The sequence below is a fragment of the Ruegeria sp. E8 genome (assembly GCF_056533985.1).
The window spans coordinates 270792-282585 of sequence record NZ_JBQFOY010000005.1 but is presented as its reverse complement, the minus strand read 5'-3'; the positions used below and the strand labels follow the sequence as shown (position 1 = coordinate 282585).

The window sequence follows — 11794 nt, the reverse complement described above, 5'->3', positions numbered from 1 at the left end:
CCTTCGAGGCATGAACACTGCACGTAGAGATGAAAATATTTAACGATGGAAATATTGGCGCTGTCCATTCCGGAAGTGATCTTAATTACCCCAAGACGTTTTGGTGATCATCGCGGGTTTTTTGAGGAAACCTACAACGCTGATACCTTTGCTTCCGAAGGGATAAAAACGGAATTTGTTCAGGATAATCATTCGCTTTCAAGCGCGGTGAACACTGTGCGTGGCATGCATTTTCAAGCACCACCAAGGGCGCAGGATAAACTGGTGCGCTGCGGGCGCGGTCGACTTTTCGACGTCGCAGTCGATATTCGCAAAGGTTCGCCCACATATGGCCAATGGGTCGGAGAGGAACTCAGCTTTGAGAATGGTCGAATGTTGCTGATCCCAGCGGGTTTCGCGCATGGATTCGTGACATTGGAGTCAGATACCGAGATCGTTTACAAATGCTCGGATACTTACGCTCCGGAAACAGAAGGCGCTTTTCGCTGGGATGATCCCGATATCGGAATTAATTGGCCGTTGAATGTTTCGGACCTGCAGCTTTCTGAAAAAGACCGAAACGCGCCATTCCTGCGCGACATTGAAACACCCTTCGTATTTGAGGACACGCCATGAAAATTCTGGTCACGGGCGGGGCTGGTTTCATCGGCTCTGCCGTTGTCCGTCGCGCGATTGCCGAAGGGCATTCGGTCGTCAATGTCGATGCTCTGACCTATGCGGCTTGTCTGGACAATGTCGCCTCTGTTGCGGATGCGCAGGGATACGGTTTTGAACACGCAGACATTCGCGATGCGACGGCGATGGCGACGATCCTGAAAACCCACCAACCCGATGCGATCATGCATCTGGCCGCTGAAAGCCATGTCGACCGTTCGATCGACGGCCCCGCAGCATTCATCGATACAAACGTGACCGGTACATATGTTTTGCTGGAAGCAGCGCGCGCCTATTGGATGGAAGCGGGCCGCCCTGAGAGTTTCCGTTTTCACCACATTTCAACCGATGAGGTTTTTGGCTCTCTCGGAGAAGCCGGGTTTTTCACCGAAGACAGCCCCTATCAGCCCAATTCACCCTATTCGGCCTCAAAAGCGGGTTCGGATCACCTCGTCCGGGCCTGGCGGGAAACCTACGGTCTGCCAGTGGTTCTCACCAATTGCTCCAACAATTATGGCCCTTACCAGTTCCCCGAAAAACTGATCCCCGTGGTCATTCTCAATGCGCTGTCCGAACGTCCGATCCCAATCTACGGCAAAGGAGACAATATCCGCGACTGGCTGCATGTCGAAGACCATGCCGAAGCGCTGTTGCTGGTGCTGGAAAAGGGCGAGTTGGGCCGCAGCTACAATATTGGTGGCGAGAATGAGATGACCAATCTTGATCTTGTCAGACTGCTCTGTTCGATTCTGGATCGATTGAAGCCGGGCAAAACGCCTTATGCCGATCAGATCACCTTTGTCACTGATCGCCCCGGCCACGATCAGCGCTACGCCATCGACCCGACGCGAATTCGCACTGAACTGAACTGGCGTCCTTCATACACGCCCGAAACAGGGCTGGAACACACGGTTCAGTGGTACCTGAACAACAGCGCTTGGTTGAACGCACTTCAAGCCCGCAACGGCGTGGGGGAACGTCTGGGAGTGGCCAAATGAAGGCGCTTGTGTTCGGTCATGGTGGTCAGGTCGCCACCGAATTGCGACGCCGCGCCAAAACATATGGCGTCACGATTGAGGCGTTGGATCGTTCCGCGGCGGATTTGTCTGATCCGTCCCAATGTGCGGCCAAGATTCTAAAAACAGACGCAGACGTGGTCATCAATGCAGCAGCCTATACAGCCGTAGACCAGGCTGAAGAAGAAAGAAATTTGGCGCAACGGATCAACGGGGATGCGCCCGGTGCAATGGCCCAAGCCGCCGCCGAGAGGGGCCTGCCTTTCCTGCATATCTCGACAGACTATGTTTTTGATGGCTCCGGCACGACCCCCTGGACCACTGACAGCCCGACCGGCCCGCTGGGTGCTTATGGTCAGACCAAACTGGACGGAGAACGCCAAATTGCGGCTGCAGGTGGTAAGTACGCCATTCTACGTACAAGCTGGGTGTTTTCGGCCCACGGAAAGAACTTTGTCAAAACCATTCTCAGACTGGCAGAGACCCGTGACAGGTTGACTATTGTCGCAGATCAGATTGGCGGGCCAACACCTGCGGCTGACATCGCCGATACGTTGCTTGCGATGGCCAAAACCGGCCTTGAGGCCGGAAGTGGCGTGTTTCATTATTCCGGTGCACCAGATGTCAGCTGGGCAGATTTTGCCCGCGAAATTGTTTCGCAATCCGGTCAGTCTGTTCAGATCGAAGACATCCCGACAAAAGAGTATCCAACCCCGGCCCCCAGACCGCTGAACTCACGTTTGGACTGCACGCGATTGACCGATTTTTTCGGAATCCCAAGACCAGACTGGAGAGTTGGTCTGGCCGAGATTTTAGGCGAATTGGAGTCAGCAAAAGGCTGAACCTTGAAAGGACAGATTATGCAGCGCAAAGGCATTATTCTTGCTGGTGGGTCCGGAACCCGGCTTTACCCGGTGACCATGGCGATCTCGAAGCAATTGCTGCCGATCTATGACAAGCCGATGATCTTTTACCCCCTGAGCGTTCTGATGCTGTCGAAGATCCGCGAGATCGCGATCATCACCACCCCTCAGGATAAGGACCAGTTTCAGCGTTTATTGGGAGACGGCAGCCAATACGGGCTGTCGCTGACATGGATCGTTCAACCTTCCCCTGATGGTCTGGCGCAAGCCTATACGCTGGCCGAGGATTTTCTGGCAGGTGCACCTTCGGCGTTGATCTTGGGTGACAACATCTTTTTTGGGCATGGCCTTCCGGATCTGTTGCTTGAAGCGGACCAACTGAAACGCGGCGGTACAGTGTTTGCATATCGCGTTGCCGATCCCGAACGATATGGTGTGGTGGATTTCGAAGGAAACAAAGCCCGGGCAATCATCGAAAAACCCAAGATTCCACCCTCGAACTACGCGGTAACCGGGCTTTATTATCTTGACGGCGACGCTCCGGCCCGAGCCCATGAAGTTAAACCGTCAGATCGTGGTGAGTTGGAGATTACATCGCTGTTGGAGATGTATCTGGACGAAGGTTTGCTGGATGTTCAGACCATGGGCCGCGGGTTTGCGTGGCTGGACACCGGCACACACGGATCTTTGCTGGATGCTGGCAACTTCGTGCGCACGATCACGGACCGGCAGGGGATGCAGACTGGAAGCCTTGATGAAATTGCTTGGGCCAACGGCTGGATTGACGACGAGACGTTAGAGGAACGCGCGCGCATGTTCGCGAAATCCACATATGGCGCTTATTTGCAGGGGTTGTTGAGCTAGGGCAATTTCTAAGCCAAAGCATAGCAGAAGCCGCCGGTCGATCCCGTCGTCAAGCCAAATCAAGAATAGTCCCAGCGATCCACAATCCTTTGTGAGCAGGCGGACGACGAAGGCGCAGCAAAGTGGATCGTCGGCTCACGTTCTATCTTCGGCCGACCCGAATTTCAGGCGGCGACCGCAGTGTTTGCAAGACGACGCAGGACCTCTCGGCCAGTTTCAGTAGGTGATCTATCTGATCCTGCGAAACACCCTTTGCGCCTTCAATGTCGATGGAAACATTCACCGCTTGAAACCCAACCGGAACGTTTCTGTCGACCATCAAGGTTCCGCGCACATCGACGTCTACGGCAACATGCACTTCCAGCTTTGCCAGAGGTATTCCAAGCAAGTTGGCGATCATTCTGGTTGCGCTGTCCAAACAGCCTGCGATGGCAGCGGCAAAGATTTCGCCGGGTACAGGGTAATCGCTCTCGCCACCGACGGCCTTGTGAACTCCTACTTTCAGGTTCATTGGCAATCCGGTTCCCAAGGTAACAGATGTGTAGAGTGGATCATCGGCAGCTGTATCCCGTGAACCTGTACTGGCGTGGTCCGTAATCTGAGCATTTTCAGGAGACTGATGGTACAGTGTGCGAAGCGGATGCTGGCGCGCCGCAATGCTCACGCGGTCAGCTCGCGTAACATTGGTTTGAAGGGTCTGAGACGTCATTTTTCTAGTCCTTCTTTCGCAGGTCTCGGCGGGTGCCTATGACCAAGGCACCGCGCTTCGACCAGAGATTTACTTCTTGTCGATGACGATTTCCGCGTATTCCGCAGGTACGCACATGAATCCGTCCGTGGCCGTATTCATTCTGTCGATCAGCGCAAGGATGTCGGCCTCCAGCGCGGATTTGCCTGCGCTGTCCAACGCCTGAAAGGCTTTGTGGACGGGTCCGTACCAGGTTCGAAACACGTCAACAAAATTGGCAGGTGAACGGTAGCGGAACGCAAAGCTGCGTTTGGCGATGGAAACCCGGCCCGCGTCTGCGAAGGTATCAGAGATCCATTTGTCATCCCCCCATTGCGCGGGAGAGCTCACACCCGCAGGCGGTGGGACATGCCGACCCAGCGTCTTGAAAAGCTGGCCAATGAAACCGGACGCCGTCCAGTTGGCCAGCCCAATTTTCCCACCTGATCGGGTCACGCGGACAAGTTCGCTGGCCGCCGTTTTCTGATCTGGTGTGAACATGACACCAAATGTCGACACCACCGCATCAAAGCTGGCGTCTTTAAACGGCAGCGCCTCGGCATCGGCACGCCGAAAGGTAACGGTATGACCCTCGGCCTCTGCCCTGTCGCGCCCTCGTTCAAGCAGGGCAGGAACGTAATCGGTCGAGGTTACATCGCACCAGCGACGCGCAAACGCCAATGTTGCATTGCCATTACCGGCGGCGACATCCAACACGCGTGCAGATGGTGCAAGGTCCATTGCTTCGGCCAGAGTTTCACCCACGATCTGCAGCGTGGTCCCGATCCTGGCATAGTCACCAGAGCTCCAGGCAGCATTCTGTTTGGCTTTGATGGCGTCGAAATTTGGTGTTTCAAGCCCTTGGGTTGCAGTCACATTCGCGTTCATTGATCTTCTCCCTATCGTGATGCAGGCCGTGCCCGCTGATGAGAAAAGATCTACAACCAGCCCCGAGACCATGCTTGAGGTCGGCTTGAGGATTTCATGAGGATTACTTGGAAAGGTTGAGGCGCTGCGCTAGCGTGTTCGAATGATCGCGAATTCCGGGGATCACAGCATGTTCCGCTTTGGAGAATTCGAACTGGACACAGGGGCGTTCGAGTTGCGCCGTGCGGGTCAGCCGGTCAAAGCTGAGCCGCGCGCATTGGAGTTGCTGTGTCTTCTTATCGATAATAGCGACCGGGTTATTGGGCGCGATGAAATCATCGAAAAACTGTGGGGTGGGCGTATCGTTTCCGAGGCGGCGATTTCGACATGTCTGAAAAGCGCGCGGCGGGCCGTGGGCGATGACGGCAAAACGCAGGCCTTAATCAAAACGGTACATGGGCGCGGCTTTCGCTTTGTAGGAGTGCTCGACCCGCAACCAAGTGCACCTAAGAGGGTGTCCGGTGATGCAAGCAATCTTCCATCGCTGATCATTCTCCCTTTGCAGGTCTTTGATGGTGATCCGATCCTGCAAGCTGCTGCGGACAATCTGGTTGAGACTTTAACCACGGTACTGACACGAATACCGCTGTTGTCCATCGTTTCAAGAACCGCGAGTTTTACGGTGAAAGACCAGGACATCGACTTCGCAGCGATACGCGAACGTTTTGGTGTCTGGTACATGCTTGAAGGCAGTTTGCAACGCACTAAGACCGGAATTCGCGCCAATTTCCAGCTTATCGAAACTCAAAGCGGACACCACCATTGGGCGCGCCGGATCGAGTGTTCAGATGGCCTGAGCTTGGCTGATGATCTGCTGGAAGCGCTTTTGCCACTGCTGGAGCCCCAGCTTGTCCGGGCGATGATGCAGGATTTGTCGGTGAACGAAGGTGACAATTCTGCTCGGTCTCTGACCTTGAAAGCGACAGGCGTGCTTTCACTGAAGGGATGGAACAAGGCGGCATTCGAAGAGGCTGCGGCTTTGCTTTCTGAGGCGTTAAAGCTTGAGCCGGATTTGGCGCTTGCACATGCCTATCTCGCCCTTGTGCTGGGATTGGGTCACAGGGTCGGCATATTGGCGGATCGTGACGCATTATTCCCGATCGTCACACAAGCAGCGGAACGCGCGATGGAACTGGATGGCCTGGATTCAACAATTCTGGGCATGACGGGTTGTGCGCTTGCGGATATCGGTGAACGTGATCAGGCCATTCCAATCCTTCAGCATGCTTTGGACCTGAACCCCGACAATGCGCAGGCCAGAACGGCGCTGGGGACTGTTTATTTGCTTGCTGGTCGGTTTGCCGAAGCCAATGCTGACCTGACGGCCGGGATTTCAGCCAGTCCAATGGATCCACGCCGGGCAATTTGGGGATCGGCCCTCGCCATGTCTGCTTTGATGATGGGCGATACCGAGAAAGCTGTAACAGAGATTGAGAATGCCCGTCGTGCGGATCCGAGAAATCACATTCCATGTGTTATTGACGCCATCGTTCAACTTTGCAGGAACCAATCGGAACAAGCCAGCCAAGCCTTGAACTCTGCCCTGAAAACCCGCCCGGACTTAACGGAACGTGAGCTGAAATCTCTGGTCGGTAAAGGATTTCTAGAGCGTCTGGAGCCGTTGCTGGAAGACGCGAAGCTGTCATCTCAACCACGGAACGAACGGCGCTAGCACCTTCGTCACAAAGTGAACGCTGTTACTCGTCCATCCATTATTTCGCTTCGCCGATCCCCTAATGCGCTTTTGCGCTTGGGGGGGCGGCGACCGGGAGTTTCCGGAAACGTACTAGGGGAATTGCTCTGGCAGCAGGGCGACAGGCAGGTTTTGATAGCAGACCGGCCGCAGAAAACGGCGGATCGACAATGTGCCGACCGATGTGGCCCCGAAATTGGTCGAAGCCGGGTATGGACCGCCGTGAACCATGCTGTCACACACCTCGACCCCTGTGGGGAAGCCATTGGCCAACACGCGCCCGGCCTTTCGTTCGAGGATCGGCAACAAGGACCGCGCCGTATCCATGTCGTCCTCGTCCATATGCAGGGTACAGGTCAACTGACCGCGCAAACTGCGTGCGACTTCGAGCATTTCGTCGGGGGTGTCTGCGGCCACAATGATGCCCAGCGGGCCAAACACTTCTTCCGCGAGGGTTTCGTTGGCCAGCCACGTCGCAGCACTGGTTCGATACAGGTAGGGGGTCGCGTTGCGCTGATCGCACATCGAAGTCAGAACCGCCTGAACGCCATCTGTCTCTGCGACCCGGGTTTGACCGTTGCGATAGGCTTCAGCAATGCCGTCGGTCAGCATTGTCTGAGCCGGAACCTCGGTCAATGCGGCCTGTGCTGTATCGGCGAAACGATCCGCTGCATTCCCAGCCAGCATCACAACAACGCCCGGGCTGGTGCAAAACTGACCTGCACCCATCGTCAGCGACCCAGCCCAGCCTTTGGCCACGTCCTCACCTCGGTTCGTTAGCGCGGCATCGAGCATGAACATCGGATTGACTGATCCAAGCTCGCCAAAAAACGGAATTGGTTCGGGACGCGCCGCGCACAGGTCGAACAGGGCGCGGCCTCCAGCAAGCGATCCGGTGAAACCAACGGCCTTGATCAACGGGTGCTGCACCAAGGCTGATCCTACAGCTTGGCCACCATCCTGGATCAAGCTGAAAACACCCGGATGTACGTCGCAGCGCTGGGCGGCGGCGTGGATTGCTTCGGCGATGATCTCGCCGGTACCAGGATGGGCGCTGTGGCCTTTGACGACAACCGGGCAGCCCGCAGCCAACGCGGCGGCTGTGTCGCCCCCGGCGGTTGAAAACGCCAACGGGAAATTTGAAGCACCGAATACCGCAACCGGTCCAATCGGGCGCTGGATCATTTTCAGGTCGGGGCGGGGCAGGAGTGCACGATCCGGCAGCGCGCCGTCATGGCGGCGGTCCAGATATTCACCGCTGAGGATATGCGTCGCAAACAGCCGTAGCTGGCCCGATGTGCGACCGCGCTCACCTTGTAGCCGAGCCTCGGGCAGGCCGGTTTCCTGTGAGCCGATCTCGGTAATTGCATCGGCACGCGCCTCAATCTCGTCAGCAATGGCATTCAGGAAAGCAGCACGGTCTTCCCGGGTGGAATAGCCATAGCTCCAGAATGCCTCCTCTGCGGTCCTTGCGGCTGCATCGACATCTGAAACGCGGCCTGTTGAGAAGTCATAAGACGGCCCATGCGCGGGTTGCGACGCAAAGAACTCATCGCCAGTCATCCAGTTGCCGGCGATCAGATGTTTGCCATGTGGAGTGGAGGTCATTTTGGCCTCATGAATCGGGATGTTCGACCCAATGGATATTGTATCCAAAAATTGAACATACAAGACACGCGTCAGGAATCCTCTGTCTGGCGTTTCGCAACGATCATATCCAGAAGTTGTTCCTTGGTCCGACGAATATGATGCATTAAGCCTTCGCAGGCCTCATCCACTTTGCCCTCTTGGGCCAGCCGCAGAAGGTCACGATGTTCCTTCTTGGCGGGTTCGCGCTGTTTCATCACGCTCAGGTGCATCCGTACATAGCGGTCCGATTGCAGGTTGACGCGATCCAGCAGCTCATTGGTCAGCTTCCGCTGCGAGGCTGCATAGAGCGCCGAGTGATATTGATAGTTCAATATCCCCCATTTACCGACGTCATTTTCGTCGTATGACGCCTCCATTTGCGTCAGGATTTTTTCGCAACGGGCAAAATCGTTGGTCGTCATGTTCGGGATGGCCCGGCGGAACAGGTCCACTTCGATCAGGATGCGGAGGTCGAAAATCTCAGCTATTTCGTCGAGGGAATGCTTGGTAACCGAGCCGCCGCGATTGTTGGCCCATTGGATCAGACCCTCGGCATTCAGACGCTTCAGCGCTTCGCGGATTGGCATGCGCGAGACATCGTATTCCTCTGCCAGCGCTTCCTGCCGGATTGCCTCACCTTCGGCAAGTTCGCCGCTCAGGATACGCTCACGCAGATCATTTGCGATGACGTCGGGTAGGCTTTGTTTCGTGATTGCGCGTTTACCTGCCATTTCAAATTTCCCGCCGCGTTTTTTGGATACAATTACCGATAACCAATGACCTTTCCAAGTCGAACGTACATTTCGACCTGCTAGGAAGAGTTTGGGAAATCCAAATCTGCTGGTGGCTCCTGCATACAAGGTGCTTTAGTAGGCTCAAATTGCCGTGTTCAACTGAAGACACCGGTATTCCTTCGCATCTCAAAAAACGCGCGACGGCTGCTTTCAGACACCCCACGTGTCGGACAAACGATACCCGCCTGGCCATGGGTCATCAGGGTCCAGCATATGTTGATGAATGCCGGTAATCCAACCGCGACCGCTGATTTCCGGAATGATTGCAGGGCGCCCACCCACTTGTGCAGTGTCAATGATGCGACCGGTAAATTGCGACCCGATAATCGAGACGGCTTCAAAGGTTTGTCCGGGTTTCATCAGCCCCTTTGCCGCCATCAGCGCCATCCGGGCAGACACCGCCGTACCCGTTGGCGAGCGGTCTACTTTGCCGGGCTGGATTGCCACGGCGGACTTGCCGGTTAGCCCGGTTTCGGTTTCACTCAACGGGCCGCAGAATGCACAGAATGAAATATGATTCCAGTCCGGGTTTTCGGGATGCGAGAACCCAAGCTGTTCATTGGCTGCGTTAGTGATCGTTACCCCCAACCGGGCAATATCGCGGGCCTCATGCTCGACGATTTCAAAGCCCAGCTTCCGGGCATCGACGACCACGAAACTGTCGCCGCCATAGGCCGTATCCACTGAGATCGATCCCAGACCCGGTACTTCGAGAGGGACGGACAGCTTGTCAGCGAAACTGGGCAGGTTCTGCACGAATATGCGTTGTGCTTTGCCATCGCGGCATTCCGCCCGCACCCGGACCAACCCGCCCGGTGCCTCAAGCACCATATGGGTCTCCGGCTCCTGCATCGGGATGATGCCACCATCCAGCAATACGGTTGAAACACAAATTGAATTTGATCCGGACATGGGTGGCGTGTCTTCGGGTTCCATGATGATCCAGGCGGCGTCTGCCTCGGGGTGTTTCGGCGGCACCAGAAGATTGACATGGCGGAATACACCGCCGCGTGGTTCGTTCAGCACGAAATTGCGAAGGGTCTGGTCCTGTGCAATGAAACTGCGCTGCGCCCAAAGTGTGTCGCCCGGTGGCGGAGCGACGCCTCCGACGATGACATCCCCTACTTCCCCTTCGGCATGGGCTGAAATCACATGTACGGTTTTGCTGCTGCGCATTTGGTTCCTCAGCTACATTGTGCAACTGACGCGCCCGGCGCGTCGAGTGTATTAACTGCTTCATCCGCAGCGGATGCCAAAGCGGTGCTGCCCAAAAAGTGCCACTCGGTGTATCCTTTCAGCGATACGTCTACCTTTTAATCAATAAACGCGATGCGTATCACGAGGAGGATTCCCGATCAGAAGCGAGTGGATGCGTAAGGTGTCATGTCGAGTTTCGGTTTGGTGTCAGTGATCAAATCGGCAACCAGCTCTGCTGTGCCTGCGGATTGAGTCAGCCCCAGATGGCCGTGACCAAAGGTATAGAGAACCTGCGGCGCACGGCGCGCGCGGTCGATCACCGGCAGGCTGTCGGGCAGTGACGGGCGGAAACCCATCCATTGCGTGCCGCCTTCCAGGTTCAGGTCGGGCATGAACCGTCCGGCTTTGGCCAGCAGCGTATCCGCGCGCTTGAAATTGGGTGCAAGTTTCAGGCCCCCCAACTCGACCGCTCCGCCGATACGCACACCGCCGTTGATCCGCGTTGCAACAAAGCCGTGCCCTTCAAAAGTCAAATGAGTGCGTAGGTCAAAGGCACCTTCGGGCAGGGTGGTGTTGTAGCCGCGTTCCGTCTCCAGCGGAATGTGGTCCCCCAGGGTTTTCGCCAGAAGGTGAGACCAGGCTCCGGCGGCGATAATCACTTGTTTCGCGTTGATTTCACCATTCGTAGTGGTCAGGTGCACCCCTGTGTCGGTCGGTGTCAATGCGGTGATCACTGTGACCTCAACCTGTCCTCCACGTGACAGGAACCGTTCGGCAAGATGCCCGGTCCAGCGCGCAGGATCGACGGTGTTCATCCAGGTGGGCGTAAAGCCTGCATGCGTAAATCTTCGGCTTAGCCCGGGCTGGATCTCGGCAATCGCGTCGGGGCCGTCCAGTAGTTCAAAGGGGATGCCGTGATCCTTGCGCAGGTTCCATTTGGGCAGGCTGGCGCGAAATTCGGCTTCGCTCTCGAACAACTGCAATTGGCCTTCGCGTTGCATCAGTGTTTCGCCATCCACATCCGTAATCTGACGTTCCAACGCCGTGCGGCTGTGATCCATCAGTGCGGCCTGCGCTGACACCGATGCCGTGTAACGATCCCGCCAGCTGGCCCGCCAGAACTGCAGCATCCATGGCGCGATGTTCAGAGCATAAGCGGGGGGAACCGACAAAGGCCCCAATGGATCAAACAACCATTTAGGGGCCTTGCGCATGATGCCCGGTGTGGCCAGTGGCACGATTTCGGTGAAGGCGAAAGCTCCGGCATTGCCTTGTGACGCTCCTGCCGCGACACCTTCGCGGTCCAGCACCAGCACCTGCCTGCCTCGCTTTTGCAGTTCAAGCGCCGCGCTGATCCCGATGATACCAGCGCCGATCACAATTATTTCCGCCTGGGTGTCTTGCTGCATGGCCAGAAAATCTCATTTCAT

General features: G+C 56.2%; 11 protein-coding genes. 5 read left to right on the top strand and 6 right to left on the bottom strand.

Going from position 1 to position 11794, the window contains the following annotated elements; genetic code table 11:
• Positions 1 to 45: 45 nt before the first annotated feature.
• The 4 genes from rfbC to rfbA are packed head-to-tail and all read left to right on the top strand — an operon-like array spanning position 46 to position 3397.
• Positions 46 to 615: a dTDP-4-dehydrorhamnose 3,5-epimerase gene (gene rfbC, locus ACR0LF_RS09635; RefSeq protein ID WP_480576284.1), complete on the top strand. Its 570-nt coding sequence runs from the start codon at positions 46 to 48 to the stop codon at positions 613 to 615.
• Positions 612 to 1652, top strand: coding sequence for a dTDP-glucose 4,6-dehydratase (gene rfbB, locus ACR0LF_RS09630; RefSeq protein WP_480576287.1), 1041 nt, complete (start codon positions 612 to 614; stop codon positions 1650 to 1652). Before rfbC ends, rfbB begins: the two co-directional genes overlap by 4 nt.
• Entirely contained in the window at positions 1649 to 2512 is an 864-nt protein-coding gene (rfbD, locus tag ACR0LF_RS09625) for a dTDP-4-dehydrorhamnose reductase (protein WP_480576290.1), read from the top strand. The genes rfbB and rfbD overlap by 4 nt, the downstream gene beginning before the upstream one ends.
• Before the next feature lie 18 nt (positions 2513 to 2530).
• Entirely contained in the window at positions 2531 to 3397 is an 867-nt protein-coding gene (gene rfbA, locus ACR0LF_RS09620; RefSeq protein WP_480576292.1) for a glucose-1-phosphate thymidylyltransferase RfbA, read from the top strand.
• A gap of 142 nt (positions 3398 to 3539) precedes the next feature.
• On the opposite strand, the gene ACR0LF_RS09615 is transcribed toward rfbA, so the two are convergent.
• A complete protein-coding gene (locus ACR0LF_RS09615) occupies positions 3540 to 3908 on the bottom strand; it encodes an OsmC family protein (protein ID WP_480576295.1) in 369 nt (122 codons plus the stop codon).
• Positions 3909 to 4175: 267 nt separating this feature from the next.
• A complete protein-coding gene (locus ACR0LF_RS09610; protein WP_480576297.1) occupies positions 4176 to 5012 on the bottom strand; it encodes a class I SAM-dependent methyltransferase in 837 nt (278 codons plus the stop codon).
• Positions 5013 to 5181: 169 nt separating this feature from the next.
• Here ACR0LF_RS09610 and ACR0LF_RS09605 point away from each other — a divergent pair, with 169 nt between their 5' ends.
• A complete protein-coding gene (locus ACR0LF_RS09605) occupies positions 5182 to 6723 on the top strand; it encodes a winged helix-turn-helix domain-containing protein (protein WP_480856268.1) in 1542 nt (513 codons plus the stop codon).
• Positions 6724 to 6837: 114 nt separating this feature from the next.
• Here ACR0LF_RS09605 and ACR0LF_RS09600 read toward each other — a convergent pair whose 3' ends face one another.
• From ACR0LF_RS09600 to ACR0LF_RS09585, 4 genes are all read right to left on the bottom strand, one after another.
• Entirely contained in the window at positions 6838 to 8352 is a 1515-nt protein-coding gene (locus ACR0LF_RS09600) for an aldehyde dehydrogenase (NADP(+)) (RefSeq protein WP_480576302.1), read from the bottom strand.
• 71 nt (positions 8353 to 8423) lie between these two features.
• Positions 8424 to 9104 carry a GntR family transcriptional regulator gene (locus tag ACR0LF_RS09595; RefSeq protein ID WP_480576306.1) on the bottom strand — a complete coding sequence of 227 codons (681 nt, stop codon included), beginning with the start codon at positions 9102 to 9104 and terminating at the stop codon, positions 8424 to 8426.
• Between the two features lie 213 nt (positions 9105 to 9317).
• Positions 9318 to 10343 carry a trans-3-hydroxy-L-proline dehydratase gene (locus ACR0LF_RS09590; RefSeq protein ID WP_480576309.1) on the bottom strand — a complete coding sequence of 342 codons (1026 nt, stop codon included), beginning with the start codon at positions 10341 to 10343 and terminating at the stop codon, positions 9318 to 9320.
• Positions 10344 to 10522: 179 nt separating this feature from the next.
• Positions 10523 to 11773, bottom strand: coding sequence for an NAD(P)/FAD-dependent oxidoreductase (locus tag ACR0LF_RS09585; protein ID WP_480576312.1), 1251 nt, complete (start codon positions 11771 to 11773; stop codon positions 10523 to 10525).
• Positions 11774 to 11794: the final 21 nt, after the last annotated feature.

Coding starts and splice junctions, on each gene's coding strand:
- rfbC (WP_480576284.1), top strand. CDS start 46: ATGGAAATATTGGCGCTGTCCATTCCGGAAGTGATCTTAATTACCCCA.
- rfbB (WP_480576287.1), top strand. CDS start 612: ATGAAAATTCTGGTCACGGGCGGGGCTGGTTTCATCGGCTCTGCCGTT.
- rfbD (WP_480576290.1), top strand. CDS start 1,649: ATGAAGGCGCTTGTGTTCGGTCATGGTGGTCAGGTCGCCACCGAATTG.
- rfbA (WP_480576292.1), top strand. CDS start 2,531: ATGCAGCGCAAAGGCATTATTCTTGCTGGTGGGTCCGGAACCCGGCTT.
- ACR0LF_RS09615 (WP_480576295.1), bottom strand. CDS start 3,908: ATGAACCTGAAAGTAGGAGTTCACAAGGCCGTCGGTGGCGAGAGCGAT.
- ACR0LF_RS09610 (WP_480576297.1), bottom strand. CDS start 5,012: ATGAACGCGAATGTGACTGCAACCCAAGGGCTTGAAACACCAAATTTC.
- ACR0LF_RS09605 (WP_480856268.1), top strand. CDS start 5,182: ATGTTCCGCTTTGGAGAATTCGAACTGGACACAGGGGCGTTCGAGTTG.
- ACR0LF_RS09600 (WP_480576302.1), bottom strand. CDS start 8,352: ATGACCTCCACTCCACATGGCAAACATCTGATCGCCGGCAACTGGATG.
- ACR0LF_RS09595 (WP_480576306.1), bottom strand. CDS start 9,104: ATGGCAGGTAAACGCGCAATCACGAAACAAAGCCTACCCGACGTCATC.
- ACR0LF_RS09590 (WP_480576309.1), bottom strand. CDS start 10,343: ATGCGCAGCAGCAAAACCGTACATGTGATTTCAGCCCATGCCGAAGGG.
- ACR0LF_RS09585 (WP_480576312.1), bottom strand. CDS start 11,773: ATGCAGCAAGACACCCAGGCGGAAATAATTGTGATCGGCGCTGGTATC.